Annotated in this window: 10 protein-coding genes and 2 pseudogenes; 8 read left to right on the top strand and 4 right to left on the bottom strand. The window is 61.7% G+C overall.

Features of this window, described 5'->3' with window-relative positions; genetic code table 11:
- Positions 1 to 8: 8 nt before the first annotated feature.
- The 4 genes from V5279_RS09565 to V5279_RS09580 all read right to left on the bottom strand — a co-directional run bounded on the left by V5279_RS09565 (position 9) and on the right by V5279_RS09580 (position 6202).
- On the bottom strand, positions 9 to 3335 hold the full coding sequence (locus V5279_RS09565) for an adenylate/guanylate cyclase domain-containing protein (protein WP_338696736.1): 3327 nt from the start codon (positions 3333 to 3335) through the stop codon (positions 9 to 11).
- Between the two features lie 671 nt (positions 3336 to 4006).
- Positions 4007 to 4216 carry a PRC-barrel domain-containing protein gene (locus tag V5279_RS09570; RefSeq protein WP_338696738.1) on the bottom strand — a complete coding sequence of 70 codons (210 nt, stop codon included), beginning with the start codon at positions 4214 to 4216 and terminating at the stop codon, positions 4007 to 4009.
- A 3-nt stretch (positions 4217 to 4219) separates the two neighbouring features.
- The gene (locus tag V5279_RS09575; RefSeq protein WP_338696740.1) at positions 4220 to 4450 is read right to left on the bottom strand and encodes a hypothetical protein; all 231 of its coding nucleotides are present in this window, start codon (positions 4448 to 4450) and stop codon (positions 4220 to 4222) included.
- A 132-nt stretch (positions 4451 to 4582) separates the two neighbouring features.
- Complete coding sequence (locus V5279_RS09580) at positions 4583 to 6202, bottom strand: XylR N-terminal domain-containing protein (protein WP_338696742.1); 1620 nt, start codon at positions 6200 to 6202, stop codon at positions 4583 to 4585.
- A gap of 287 nt (positions 6203 to 6489) precedes the next feature.
- Between V5279_RS09580 and V5279_RS09585 the strand changes: the two genes are divergently transcribed.
- The 8 genes and pseudogenes from V5279_RS09585 to V5279_RS09620 all read left to right on the top strand — a co-directional run bounded on the left by V5279_RS09585 (position 6490) and on the right by V5279_RS09620 (position 14428).
- Positions 6490 to 7005 (top strand): 2,4'-dihydroxyacetophenone dioxygenase family protein, encoded by a 516-nt coding sequence (locus V5279_RS09585; protein ID WP_338696744.1) that lies wholly within the window; start codon positions 6490 to 6492, stop codon positions 7003 to 7005.
- 23 nt (positions 7006 to 7028) lie between these two features.
- A complete protein-coding gene (locus V5279_RS09590) occupies positions 7029 to 8660 on the top strand; it encodes a choline dehydrogenase (protein ID WP_338696746.1) in 1632 nt (543 codons plus the stop codon).
- 268 nt (positions 8661 to 8928) lie between these two features.
- Complete coding sequence (locus V5279_RS09595; RefSeq protein WP_338696748.1) at positions 8929 to 10098, top strand: ABC transporter substrate-binding protein; 1170 nt, start codon at positions 8929 to 8931, stop codon at positions 10096 to 10098.
- Positions 10099 to 10224: 126 nt separating this feature from the next.
- A pseudogene (locus tag V5279_RS09600) lies at positions 10225 to 10524 on the top strand (ABC transporter permease subunit); the annotation flags it as partial.
- A 208-nt stretch (positions 10525 to 10732) separates the two neighbouring features.
- A pseudogene (locus V5279_RS09605) lies at positions 10733 to 11508 on the top strand (IS5 family transposase).
- 81 nt (positions 11509 to 11589) lie between these two features.
- On the top strand, positions 11590 to 13008 hold the full coding sequence (locus tag V5279_RS09610) for an ABC transporter permease subunit (RefSeq protein WP_338696750.1): 1419 nt from the start codon (positions 11590 to 11592) through the stop codon (positions 13006 to 13008).
- Positions 13005 to 13715, top strand: a complete 711-nt coding sequence (locus tag V5279_RS09615) for an ABC transporter ATP-binding protein (protein ID WP_338696752.1) — start codon at positions 13005 to 13007, stop codon at positions 13713 to 13715. The genes V5279_RS09610 and V5279_RS09615 overlap by 4 nt, the downstream gene beginning before the upstream one ends.
- Entirely contained in the window at positions 13712 to 14428 is a 717-nt protein-coding gene (locus V5279_RS09620) for an ABC transporter ATP-binding protein (protein ID WP_338696754.1), read from the top strand. The genes V5279_RS09615 and V5279_RS09620 overlap by 4 nt, the downstream gene beginning before the upstream one ends.
- Positions 14429 to 14637 lie beyond the last annotated feature (209 nt).

Here is a 14637-nt window from a genome sequence, read left to right on the forward strand (position 1 = left end):
GAACTGCATCAGGCCAGCCGGTCGCGCAGCGCCTTAGCGTCCCGCAGGACTGGCGTGTCGAAGCCTTCGGTGAACCAGCCATACACCAGCGCGAGGAGGTCGTGAGCTTCCGTGCACTTGCCTTGATCCCGCCACAGGCGGGCGAGGCTGGACGCAGCGCGCAGCCCAAACGTCTTCGCGCTCTGGCGCTCCGCCACAGCGAGCGCTCGATGATAATTCTGCTCCGCAGCGGCTTGGTCGCCTCGCGCATTCATCATATCGCCTCGAATTCGATGCAGCTCGACCTCACCGGACCGCTCGTGGGTCGTCTCGATGAGCTGCGCAGCCTCGACGAGGCAATTCTGTCCCTCCTGCAGATCCCCGACCTTGGCGTGAGCCTCGGCGAGAAAGCAGAGAGCGCGCGGCGTGTGCACGACGGCTCCGGCGCCGCGAAGCACCAAGAGCCCCCTCGCGAGCGTCGCGAGGCCATCCTGCGCCAGTCCAAGTGCTGTCAATGAGCGACCATGCTGGAGAAGTCCGACGCCCAACCAGAGCGGAAAACCGTGCTCGTCCGAGAGGGCGACCAGCTCTTCCGCGTGCCGCCGTGCGTCATGCGGCAAGCCGGCGGCCGCCTCCACCGCACACACCTTGCTCAACACAAAGGCCACCGTAAACGGATGGTCGAGCCCGCGGGCTTCCGACAACGCCTCGTCCACGCGCGCGCGTCCCTGATCGATGTGGCCCAGAAGCGCCAATGTCAACGCCAAGTGACCCAGGCTCGCAGCGTACGGATCGGCCACCGCTATGGCGGCGCAAATCGCGCGAGCGGCCGGATCTCTCAAGCCATCACACAGATCGAGAAGGGCGCGCGCTGTCACAAACTCCCCGCGGAAGTAGCAACTGGCGCCGTGAATATAGTGACCCAGCAGCAGAGCGACCTGATCTTTTCTAGTCTCGCCAAATTTCTCCATCTGCTCGGCAAGGGACACCGCCAGTTCGTGCTCGGACCGAACCATATGGAAACCCCATTGGGAATAGAGCAGCGGGACGAGACGATCCGGCCGATCGAACCGCTCAGCGAGCGCTCGCGCCCTGACAAGCGTATCGCCTACCACCGGCGCCGAATACCCTCGAGCTGCCATCAGCGCCCGCCCCAGGGCAATTTGCAGGTCGAGTTCGTGCTGCACGGGCCGGCAGTTCTCAGGCATGTTCGCCAGCAATTCCAGGCCCTTCTGTAACTGCGCCACCGCTTCCGTCATCGCCGACCGCGCGACCGCTTGCTGGCCGGCCTTGAGCCGGTAGCTTACCGCCTTCTCGTTGAAACCGGCCTCGGCACAATGATGGGCCATGAGTTGCGGCTGAGCGGCCACGATTTCAGGGAACTGACTCTCCATCACCGTTGAAATGCGGGCATGGATCTGCTGACGTCGACCGCGCAACAGGGTGCTATAGACTGCGTCCTGCACCAGCGCGTGCTTGAAGGTGTACTCTGCATCGGGTGGGGTGCCCCGCTGGAAGACCAATTCGGCGCCTACGAGCTGGGCCAGGGCCCCGTCCACGTGGTGCAGCGGCACTGCCGCGACGGCGCTGATCAGCTCATGCGAGAACGACCGCCCGAGGGCCGCACCGATCTGCGCCACCTCGCGCACGGGTGCCAAGCGATCGAGCCGTGCCAGGAGCGAGGCTTGGAGCGAGGTAGGGATGGCAAGCCGAAGCACAGGCCCCCTCGCATCAAAGCGGTCGCCGGCGTCGGTCAGCATGCCGCTCTCGATCACGGCCTTGGTCAATTCCTCGATGAACAGCGGTACGCCATCGGTCCGATCGATGATGTGTTCGGCGATCTCCTGGGGCAACGCTTTGCCGCCGGTCACCCGCATGACCATCTCGGCGCGCTGTCGACGCGGCAGACGACCGAGGTTGATCTGTGTCACGTGCGAGCGCCCCATCCAGACCGGCGCGAACTCTGGCCGGAAGGTGATGACCAGCAAGGCCCGGAGCGTGGCCACCCGGTCGACGATGAGGTCCAACAGGTCGAGCGAGGTGGGGTCGATCCAGTGCACATCCTCGAACATCATCAGTACGGGCCGACGCGCCGCCAGTCCCTCGAGCTGGGCCAGGAGGGCCCGAAGCGTATTCTCCTTGCGCTTCTGTGGTGTGAGGCTGAGCGGTGGATAGCGATTGCCGATCGGCACGGACAGCAGGTCCGCGATCAGAGGGACGGCCTCGCTGAGGTCAACGTTTGCCTCCGCAAGCAACGCCTCGAGCTTGTCCAACCGCTGCTGGTCCGTATCGTCACGCCGGAATCCCGCTGCCCGCTCGAGCTGTGAGATGGTCGGGAAAAGCGCGCTGTTCTGATGGTGCGGCGAGCAGAAACGGCGCAAGCGGATGTGTGGATCATCGCTCAGCCGCTCCACTGCGGTCTCGGCGAGGCGCGATTTGCCGATGCCGGGCTCACCCGATATCAACACGACCGAGCCATCGCCGCGTTTTATCTGCTGCCAGCGGCACATCAGCAGCTCGATCTCCTCATCGCGGCCAAGCAGTGGCGTTCTGCCTACGCGCAAGGCCTCGAAGCGGCTATCGACCGCGCTCGCGCCCATGACTCGCCAGACCGGCACCGGGTCGCTGAATCCTCTGATGGACACGGTCCCGAGAGCGAGATACTCGAAGAGTCCCCCGACGAGGCGGCGGGTGCTGCCGTCGATGACCACCGTGTCCGGCTTGGCCAGCGCCTGAAGCCGCGAGGCCAGATTGGGGGTCTCACCGACCACCTCATGCTGCTGGGACGCGCCATCCCCGATGAGATCGCCGACGATCACCAACCCGGTGGCAATGCCAACTCGCACTCGCAATCTTGCCCCCGGACCGACATCGAGTCCTGCCACGGCCGCGACCAATGCCAGCCCGGCGCATACCGCGCGCTCAGCATCGTCCTCATCCGCCCGCGGATAGCCGAAATATGCGAGCACGCCGTCGCCCATGTATCTGGCAACGAACCCGCCAAATTTCTCGATCTGCTCGGCGCAGCAGCGATGGTACGCGCCCATGATTTCCTGCAAGTCCTCAGGGTCGAGCCTTGTCGAGAGCGCTGTCGAACCAACAAGATCAGCGAACATCAGCGTGAGATGACGTCTCTCGGCCGCGGTCCGAGGAGCTGGCGCGGGTCTCGGTCCGGCCTCATCGAATTCCGCAATCGCGCGCAATATCTTCCTGCGATGGCCGAGCGATACACCGATTTTTTCGAGGTCATGGTCGGTCAGATCGCGCAGAACGCTTGGATCAATGTCGTTCTCGGCAAAGCGCTGCGCGTACTGCCCAAGCCCAAGCTTCTCGAGCCACTCCGCAATCTGCTGCATTGGCTTCACCGACATCTGGTTGACGGCCGGCCGAATTTTAGACCACAGCGAAGAAATGTTATCCCGATGTTTCCGGAATAGCACGTCTTGTTTACAGCAGTTCGCCTTCGTGGGCCTTCGATTATTTGCCAAGGTGGTGCGTCAGTACGGATGTTCGCTACCAAGAAGCGCATGGCATGATGAGAACAACTGTACGCGCCTGATTTCGGCAGCAAGCACCGTTGCGCGACCGGACCAATGTGACCGGTACCGGCAACCAATTGAGCGGTCCATGAGCCGGCGACAAAGGATTGCGTGACGTCAGGTCCTGGCACTTTTGCGAAGTAGCGCCGGACGCCGATTATCTCCGATGCCGGGGGTAAATCAGAAGCTATCGCCGAGCGGTCAAACCGACGCGACTGACCCTAAGCTGGCGTTGCCCTTAGGCCGCCTCGGATGTCCGCGCCGCTCGCATCGCGTCTGCGGGAACCGAAACATTTTCTGGCCTGAATGATACTCTTGGGGCTTCGCAAGATGCGAGGCATTCATGAACCCTTTCTCGGCGAGCGACGTATTCCTTACGGTCGCGATCATGAGCGTCACTTTCCTGGCCGAAATCGCTCTTTTCATCTTGATTGGACTGATCTGAAAGGATCGCGCCGTGCTGTACAGCGCGCAGCCACTGCGAGGGTCTAGTTCTCCGTCATCCTGATGGTTGAGACCGGCCATCTTCCGTCATGGCCTTTGATCGAAATCCGAAGCCCGTGCAATTCATCCAGCCAAACGTGCTCGACCGTGCCTGCTTTTCCATCGGTAAGGACGACGCCTTTGCCGATCAATTCGGCTTGCGCCTCGCCGTACTCATTCAGGATTCTTGACGCACGGTGCTTCACCGATGGCATTGCTCATCCAATTCGGCCGAACCGTCGTTGGCTGAAGCGGCGAACCTTGTCCCAGCGCTCAGTCGCTGGAATGATCGATGGTGATTGCTCATCCAATTCGCGGAGCCGGTCGATTTGCTGTCTAAGTCCCTCTGGTAGTCCCGGCTCTGGCTTCAGCGACTCGCCCAATCTCTCGCCGATCTCTCGAACGATGGCGCGGCTGTGCGTGTAGTCAAGGTCAACGCGATGGTCCATGCAATTGCTTTCGTTCCGGTAAAGCCAACGCCAGCCATGTCCAACACCGTAGCCTCAATGGAGACACGGCCAGCAAGTTTTGGGCGCCGGCGTCCACATCGGCCAGCAGCCTCCTCGCGATCATGCGGTTCCTCAATTCTCGGGCTCAATTCCTCTCGCTCGATAAACGAACTGGGGCCTGGTGACGCCAAGCATCCGCGCCGCTGTCGAAGCTCTCCCACCTGAACGCCGTAAGGCCTCTGCGTAGATTCGTTGGCTTAGTTCGTTGATCGTGAGCGATTTGGCGGCCATCTGATCCACTATGCCACTTACATAGGTGTCCGCAGAGGTGGGAGACGTCGCTATCAGCTCGCGCGCGAAGTGCTTCGGCTGAATTTCCCCCAGTAGTTCGTTGCCGCCGTCGAGCTTGGCATTGAACGAGGCGTTCAGGAGAACCGAGCGCAATTGCGGGAGATTTCCGGGAAGAGCCATGGCCCTGAGCGAGTCCAGCGCTGCGCGGGAGAGACGATGCTGCGGCGAGGACTCGTTGTCCTTCATCGCTGCGAGCATGGCCCGAGCGATGTCGGCAATGTCGCTGCGCCTGTGCTGAAGGCCGAGAAGCTCAATCGGCAGAATCGCAAGGGCGAAGAGAAAATCCCGCCGAAGTGTGGGCACGGCAATCAGCTCGCTCAGTCGATGAGTGGATGTGCCGGCCAATTGCAGCCCGGGCGGCAGGTCCTGTTTCTCGACCCTTTCGGCCAACAGGAGTTGGCATTCCTCGGGCAGAGTCTCGATATTCTCCAGCAGCCACGTCTCGCGTGATTGCTTCAATTTCCTGAGCCAGATATCGATCTGCTCGCTGGTGAGGGATCTGCAGACGATACGCCGCAATCGGCCGCCCGTTCCATGGCGCTGTTGGTGCAGGTAGCGCGCCGCGAGGTGTTTTCCGCAACCATGTGGACCGACGATGAGCGCAGGGAGCCCTCCTGCGGCTACGCTATCCAGTTGGCTGCGTACTGGCTCCAGCACAACGTCTTCGAGGCTCGCAACCCCGTGTTTGGAGGTTGTTCTCGGCGGCGCATGAATTGCCGTTTCGACCCCGCCGGTCCTGCGCGGAAGGTCTGCAAGCGACGGAACGACCTCGTCGCGGAACATGCGAACCGTGGGATCGTCAGCACCCCAGGCGTCGGCCGTCTTGCCGGTCACCCGGCAGTGCTTGTGCCCCATCGCGGCACATTCCGTTTCCTTGTAGACGATCAGCTTGTCGAAGAAAAAGCTGGCATATCCCGACGCGTAGCCGACCTGCATCCAGCAAACGGGCTCGGACGCGCTGCGTTGGCGATTGAGAAACTCGGTCGCCTCCATGCCGCCATGCCAGAGAAACTCCGCTGCAAACTTGTTCTGCTTGAAATTGAAGTCGTTGTAGACGGTCTGCACGCGCACGACGCCGGACATGGTGTGCATCCGCGTGCCCGCGGTGAACGCGTCCCCTATATCGAGTTCAGGCCAGGAGGTGCGGATAAACTCCGCATCCAGCGTGCCCGCCTGAAATCCCAACCGCAGTAGAATAACCCGCGCGTCGTGAGACCCGAAGCGGCGGACCAACTCCTCCTGAAGCTGAACGGCGATCGAGGCGCGATGGAGGACAAGCCGCGCGTTGCGCAGGCTGATATGCGCGTGAGCCGGGTCGTACACGATCTGCGAGAGCATATCCCGCAAGGTCGGACGTCCACCGCGATCGAGCAGGCTGCTTTCTTCGATCTTGGAAATCATTCGGCCGTACTCCCACCCACCATACTTTTCTTCTCGCTGCAGAGTTGCCGAGTTTGCATCATTTGATCAATCGAAATTTATGAAATGATCCATCCGTTCCCGTCCCGATCGTCACCAAGCTGCGTTCGCCGATCGTGATCCGAAGGAACATGTCTATCGTTATCAATAGCTTGATGGACGTTCGAACGAACGGTTGCGGTGCAGCGGCGATTTCCTCTTTGACCGCTTTCCGACGGGGGTGATTACCTCAGTCAAAAGAGGGCCAAGAGCTCTTGGGGGGAAACGGAATGCGTGACGCGAGCAAAATCGTGAAGCTGCCGGCTGAGCCACACGCTGAGGCGATCAGGCGCTACGCGAAGGAAGGGGCCTATATCGCGGGCGATGACAAATCCTCGCCCTGGATTCCTTTTGGCGACGTCGCCGCCATCAAGCATCTGTGCTTCGACGTTCGCAACAACGCGGCTGCCAACATTCTGTGGGTCAAGAGCGGTGGTCGGATCGGTACGCACAAGCATCGCGGCTTCGTGTCGGCCATCACACTGGAGGGATCCTGGGGCTATTACGAATACGACTGGATCGCCAGGCCCGGCGACTTCATCTACGAGCTCCCGGGAACGGCGCACACGCTCTATTCCGACGATCCTAACGGAATGAAGGCCCTGTTCTGGTTGAGCGGTGCCATCGAATTCTTCGACGACAACGGCGAGCATGATTTCACCGCTGATGTCTTCTGGTTCATCGAACACTACACGCGCTACTGCGAGGCGAACGGCATCCCCGTCAACAACGACATGTTCATCTGAGTCGGATTTCGGGGAGAGGGCGCGTGGACGAGTATGATTACGTCATCGTAGGCGCCGGTTCGGCCGGTTGCGTATTGGCGAACCGCTTGAGCGAGGATCCGAAAGCCAGCGTCCTCGTGCTCGAGGCCGGCGGCAAGGACAACAGCATATTCATGAAGATGCCGCTGGCTTGGCGCCAGATCTGGCGCGGCCCCAAGTTCAACTGGAATTATACGACGGAGCCGGAGCGCTTTCTCGACCGGCGACGCCTATCGCTTCCACGCGGCAAAGTCCTGGGCGGCTCTTCGTCAATCAACGGCATGCTCTACGTGCGCGGAAACCCGCGCGATTATGACTTGTGGCGCCAGGCCGGGTGCGAAGGCTGGAGCTATGCCGACGTTCTTCCCTATTTCAAGCGCGCCGAGGGTAGCTGGCGAGGCGAAGGCGATTATCACGGCGGCGCAGGACCGCTCGGCGTTAGTCCAACCGACGTGTCCAACCTGAATTTCGACCTGATCCGCGACACGGCGATTGCCGCGGGGATTCCCATGACCGAGGATTTCTCGGGAGCGCAGCCTGAGGGCTTTGGCATCGTCGACCTGACGATCAAGAATGGTGAACGCAGCAGCGCATCGGCGGTCTACCTCCGTCCGGCATTGAAGCGCGCCAATCTCACCGTGAAGATCGGCGCCTTGACGGAGCGGATCCTGATCGAAAAGGGCCGCGCGACGGGCGTGACCTACGTCGTGAATGGCAAGCGCGTTACCGCTCGCGCGAGGCGTGAGGTGATCCTGTGTGGTGGGAGCTACAATTCACCGCAGCTTCTCTTGCTGTCGGGTATCGGGCCGGCCGATGAAATTGCCGAACACGGCATAACCCCGGTGCACGAGCTTCCCGCGGTCGGCAAGAATCTATCCGAACACGTGGTCTTTCATATCCAGTTCGCGATCAAGCAGCCGGTCACCTTTCTGAACCGCTTGCGGGCCGATCGCGTTGCGCTTTCGGTGTTGCAATGGGCCTTGTTCCGCAAAGGCGATTTCGCGACCCAGGCATTGACCGCGCTCGCCTTCGTGCGCAGCCGGCCCGACGTCGAGCGACCGGACATTCAGCTCTTCTTCAACTCGACGCGCATGGACGCCAAGGTCTGGTTTCCAGGGATCACGCCGCCACAACAGCACATGCTGGAGGGATATCCGTCGATCAACTATCCCGAAAGTCGCGGCGAATTGCGCCTGCGCTCGGCCGATCCACGTGATCCCCCGCGTATCCGGCTCAATTTTCTTGGAACCGAAGGCGATCGCGCGACGGCGCGCGAATGCATTCGATTGGTGCGGCGAATCTACAATACGCCGCCGCTCGGCGTGCTGATCGAGCGCGAGACTTCGCCTGGCGCAGAGGTCGTCTCCGACGCCGACATTGACGCGTTTGTCCGGCGCACGGCCGAGGTCGGCCATCATCCCGTCGGGACCTGCGCGATGGGGACGGGGCCTGCGGCAGTGGTTGATCCACAACTGCGCGTACGTGGATTGCAAGGGCTCAGGGTGGTCGACGCTTCGGTCATGCCAACCGTGCCAGGAGGCAACACCAATGGACCGACAATCATGATTGCCGAGCGCGCCGCGGATCTCATCGCGGGGAAGACGCTGCTTGCGCCGGCTTCGAGCGCAGTTCGATGAGCAAGTTGTCGGTCGCACGATCGAGGATGTCATGGCATCCGGAGCGGCGGATCAGGTTTCCGAGAAGTGAGATTGGCTTTGAATCGCGTGGAGTCCTGGCGGCGAGCTTCACAAAGAAGACTTGCGGTGGTCGCAGCCGTTAATCACGTAACCAAGGGGGAATTCGATGAGACGATCTATAAAAGTGTCCGTAGCGGCCGTGGCATGCACGCTTGCCGCGCTAGCGTTCAATGATCCCGCAGAAGCTGCCTCAGCGCCGAAATGCGGATTGAATACAGGCAAGCCGGCGACCGGTGCGCCCATTTCGATCGGCGGTATCGTTGGGCGGACAGGCCCGGCGGACTTCAGCTCTTCGGGCGATGCGGCCGCGGCGTATTTCAAGTGCGTCAACGAGAATGGCGGGATCAATGGCCGCCCGATCGAATACACGCTGGAGGACGACGCCTGGAAGCCCGAGCAGGCTGCGCAAGCTGCGGCCAAGCTGGTGACCGATAAGAAGGTGGTTGCCCTGGTGGGCAGCAACAGCTTCGTCGAATGCGCCGCTAACGAGGCGACTTACGAAAAGAACGACGTGCTTGTCGTCGCCGGCGTCGGCATTCCCCGGGATTGCTTCTTTGGGAGGAACTATTCGTCAACGAACGCAGGTCCTCGGTTGAGCAACCTTGGCGCTGTGCAGTACATGCATGGGAAGTTCGGCATCAAGAGCGTCGTCTGTGTCGCGCCCAACATTCCCGGCGTCGGCGATTTCTCCTGCGACGGCGTCAAGGCGTGGGGTGCTTCCAAGGGTGTGGCGGTCAACGTGATCCTGATCGATCCCGCGGCGATCGACATGACCTCCATCGTCCTCCAGGCGATGTCGTTCAAGCCCGACCTGATCGAGGCGAGCTTGCCGCGTGACGGCGTGATTGCCTTGCTGAAGGCCGCCGAGGACCAGGACCTCGGTTCCAAGGTGAAGTTTGCCGCGCCGACCTCGGTCTACAATCTCGAGTTTCCGAAAACGATCGGTCCCTATTGGGACAACAAGGTCTACGCACAGCTTGAGCTTGAACCTTTCGACAAGAAAACGCCAGACACGCTGAACTGGTACGCCGTGCTCGACAAGTATGCGTCCAAGAACGTCCAGCGCGATACTTTCAATCAGGCAGGTTATTTGGCAGCGCGTTGGATCGTCGAGGTCATGCTCACAATGGACCCGGCGAAGATCGATCGCGCGTCGGTTACGGCCGCTCTCCGCGGTATGAAGTCGGGCCTTCAATCCGACATCGCGTGCGGCCCGTGGTATTTCGGGCCGGGCAACCGGCACAATCCCAACCACGCCGGATCGGTGGCCGTGACCTCTGGTGAGCAATGGGTGACCCAGCAGTCCTGCTTCGAGGTCGAAGATCCTGATCTGGCGGACGTCCTGGCGACGGAGAAAGAGTTGGGCATTCGCAAATAGGTGACCAGGTGTGGGCCTAGTCGGCAACGGACCAAGGGCGACAATTCACGCCATTGGTCACCGGCGGCAAAGCCAGTCCACGACCGGACGATCCACAGAGCGCCCGCGCCTCAATCAATCGAGTGAATGATCGTGCCAAACCTTGGTCCCTTCGTCGTTTCCGGGCTCGCCACCGGCGCGGTATATGCGCTCTCGGCAGTCGCAATCGTAATCCTTTTCCGGGCTTCCGGTGTCGTCAATCTTGCGCAGGGCGCGATCGGTGCGCTCTCGGCGATCATCGCCTGGCAGATCGGAAACTCGGGTGGCCCTCCCTGGATCGGGTGGGTCGCTGGCGTGATCGCAGCGATGGCGGTTTCACTGGCCTATGGCCGGCTCCTTGCTCCGCGCGTAGCTCATAGCGATCCAGTGGTTCGAGCGGTGGCTACGCTTGGCCTGGCGCTCGTGCTGCTCGGGGTCATGGATTTCGTCTGGGGCGAATACGGCCGTGTTCTACGTCTTCCGACCGACAGTCTGGGGGTGCGCATCCTGGACGTGCGCGTGACCTACACGCGCCTGATCGCGCTAGGTGGTGTGGACTCTAAGGATTCCCTTTTAGGAGCAAATCAGATTCAAGGCTGCTTTTGGGGAGGCCGCCTTGGGTGTGATGGACCGTTTGGTATTGAGCGACGCGGCGTGGGAGCGGATAGCGCCGCTGATCATAGGGCGCCCCGATCAGAAGGGCTCCACCGGGCGCGACAACCGGATGTTCGTGGAAGGTGTGCTGTGGATCGTGCGTACGGGGTCTCCCTGGCGCGATCTTCCGGAGGTGTTTGGGGACTGGAACAGCGTGTTCCGGCGCTTCAGTCGATGGAGCATCAAGGGTGTTTGGTGGCGGATCTTCGAGGCGATGTCCGATGATCCGGACTTCGAATATCTGATCGTCGATTCCACCATTGTTCGGGCGCATCAGCACGCCGCCGGCGCCAAAAAGGGGGGTCTGAAGATCAAGCGGAAGATCAAGCGATCGGCCGCTCGCGCGGCGGCCTGAGCACCAAGATACATATGGCCGTTCGAGGCTTGGGATGTCCGGTGCGGTTCACGCTTACCGCAGGTCAGAAGGGCGATGCACCGCAAGCCGCCGCATTGATCGAAGGCTTATCCGCCGAGGTCGTCATGGCCGATACGGCCTATGACGCCGATCACTTGCGCCAAGCCATCGCCGCCAAAGGCGCGCTCGCCGTGATCCCCAACAACCCGTCACGCGCGCTCAAATATCCACTCGACAAGCATTTCTATGCCCAGCGTCATCTCGTCGAATGCTGCTTCTCAAAGCTCAAGCAGTTCCGCCGCGTCGCAACCCGCTTCGAAAAAACGGCCCGGAACTACCGGGCCGTCGTCACTCTCGCAGCCATCGTTCTATGGATGCGCTAGTGTCCACACCACCTAGGGCTCACAGGTCTTGTCACGGTCGGCACGATCTTCTTTCTGGGATGGACGCGTATGGGGCTGGCAATGCGCGCGCTTGCCAACCGCCGGGAGATCAGTGCGCTGCTCGGCGTGCCCGTCCTGAAGGTCGATTCCTGGGCGTGGGCGATGTCGGGACTGATTGCCGGCGTCAGCGGCATCCTGCTCGCCAATCTTGCGCGGATGCAGCCACTGTTCCTGACATTCATGGTCATTCCGGTGATCGCCGCCGCAATTGCCGGCCGTGTGCAATCGCTGGGTATCGCGGTTGTGGGCGGCCTGGCGATCGGCGTGATCGAGGCGATCGGTACGCCATTTCCGTCCGTCGCGCCCTATCGCACATTGACCCCCTTCGTTTTTGCCATCGTCGCGCTGGTCTTCCTGCAGCGCCATGGGCAGCCGCTGATCAGCGGAGGGGCTGGACTGGGAGCAGACGATGTGCGCTCGGGCGCACCCGCGGGGGGGCAACGCCATGGCGCGCTCGTCGGAGTCGCCGCCGGAGTTGCCGCTGCGCTGGTGGTGGCGCTCGCGGTGCCCGAGATCTTCAGTTCATATTGGCTGCGTGTGCTGACCGCCTCCGCTATCCTCGCGCTCGGCTCGCTTGCTACCGCAATCATCTACGCGCAACTGGGCATGGTTTCCTTGTGCCAGTTCGCCCTGGTCGGCGTCGGCGGTTGGGTTGCGTTGCGTTCCTGGCATGCGGTCCATTGGCCCTTCGAAATGTCGTTGCTGTGCGGTGGCGTCGGCGCAGCTCTGCTGGGTCTGATCTTCGGGCTGCCGGCACTGCGTATGCGCGGTTTGTATCTCGCGCTGGTCACTTTGATGATCGCGGGTGGTTTCCAGGTGGTGATCACCGCCATCGATTTCCCCGACGGCGGAGCCGGCTTCATTGGCAAGATCTATAATGGGCCGCGCCAGTATATGGACCGCCCCGGGCTGGCAACGACGGACGCCGCCTATTTTCGCTACTGCCTGGGAGCGCTCGTCATCGGCTATCTCTTCGTCCTCTGGCATCAGCGCTCGCGAGCCGGGCGCGCCTGGGCGATGATACGTCGCAGCGAAGCTTGCGCCCTGTCGGCGAGCGTCAATATCGTCGCCTACAAGATATGGGCCTTCACGCTCGCCGGCTTCCTTGCGGGCCTATGCGGCGGGTTGCTCGCGGGGCTCATCGGCACGCTCGACCTGACCTCGTTTCCGGCGAGCGAATCTGTATTGCTCTTCGCGGTGACCCTTATCGGCGGCGCCTATAGCTGGCTGGGTCCGATTCTGGCGGGCCTGCTGCTGCGCGCCGTTCCCGGACTCCTCAACGATTGGCACATCGATGGCAATATCGCGACGATCGTCTTCGGTGCAGGCCTGTTGCATGCGTTGATCACAGCCCCACGCGGCGTTGCGGGCCAGATCCTTGATGCCGTCGGGCGCATCAAGCTGTTTGCCGGACAGGTGCAACGGGAGAAGGCGGTATGATCGAGATCGATGGCCTGGGGGTCAGGTTCGGCGGGGTGACAGCGTTGAACGCGCTGACGGCATGGCTCGATGCGCCAGTAACGGGATTGGTCGGTCCAAATGGCGCGGGCAAGACGACGTTGCTGAACGTGCTCAGCGGCTTCATCACGCCAACCGCTGGGTCCGTCAGGATCGACGGGCAGGACATCGGTCGTCTTGCGACGCATCGGCGGTCGGCATTCGGGATCCGTCGAACCTTCCAGACAGAACAGGTGGTGCTTAATCTCTCGGTGCGGGACAATATTGCGGGAATGCTCGATCACGTCCCCTACGGGACGAACAGCCGCAATGACGTCATCAATGCGGCTCTGCGCTATACCGGTCTCTCGGATCGAGCCCATCTGATGGGGGGCGCCCTCGCGACAAGTGACCGGCGGATGGTCGAAATCGCGCGATGCATCGTCGGCGCGCCGAAGGTCATCATGATGGATGAGCCCGGAGCCGGCCTTAGCGAATCCGAATCGGATTTCCTGCGCAAGACCATTATCGGCATTCCGGCGTTCTGCGGTGCCCAGGTGCTGCTCGTCGATCACGACGTCGACCTGATCTCGTCGACCTGCTCGAAGATGCTGGTTCTCGATTTCGGCACCATGATCGCCTACGGCCCTGTAGGTTCGACCCTGAAGGATCCGAAAGTGCGCGCCGCCTATCTCGGAGAAACGGCATGACCGATTGCATCCGAATCGAGCGTCTGGCGATTGCGCGCGGCGGCAAGCAGGTCGTGCACGGCGTGAACCTCGAAATTCCGCCGGGGCAGGTCACGGCTCTGCTCGGTGCCAACGGGGCTGGCAAGAGTTCGCTGGTTCTCGCCGCGGTTGGTGCGTTGCCGGTTTCCTCCGGCGATGTGCTTATCGACGGCAAGTCGATTGCAGGCCTCAGGCCCGAGCAGGTTCGCCGTCTCGGAATTGCGGCCGTCCCCGAAGGTCACCACGTGCTCAGCGAACTATCGGTCCTCGATAATCTCCGGGTCGCCGGTCATCATCTGCCGGGCCGCAAACGAGAGCATGGCATCGAGGCGGCGCTCGATACGTTTCCCGAGCTCCGCCAAAAACTCGAAGCACGAGCGGGGTCGCTCTCCGGCGGTCAGCAGCAAATGGTCGTGCTTGCCCAAGCCATCGTCGATCGCCCGCGCTATATCCTTGCGGATGAATTGTCGTTCGGCCTTGCTCCCGTGATCGTCGCAAGGCTGGTTCCGGTGATCATTCAGCTCGCCGCAGATGGCGTCGGCGTGTTGTTGATCGAACAGTTTACGAATATCGCGTTGCGAATTTCTGATCGCGTCCACGTCATGGAGCGGGGACATATTCGATTCTCTGGTGAACCCGAAGAGCTACGGCAGAATCCGGATATTCTTCACAGCGCGTATCTAGCGCCGAATTGACGTGCCGCAGGGGGAGGAGCGCCGCCGTGAGCAATCCGACGCTGGATTGCAGTTGCATGGCGGGTCGACGCGCGCTCCCTCGCTGCTACTTCAAGACCGCGCATAGCGCTGCTCGTCGCACTCGATGCCTCCGCGGCAGATCAGTCGTGCGGTCTCCCCAGTGATTGAGCGAAGTGTACCCTCAGGGCATCAACGAAGCTGCGGACCGC

The sequence above is a fragment of the Bradyrhizobium sp. 26S5 genome, from assembly GCF_036923295.1.
GTDB lineage: Bacteria > Pseudomonadota > Alphaproteobacteria > Rhizobiales > Xanthobacteraceae > Bradyrhizobium > Bradyrhizobium septentrionale.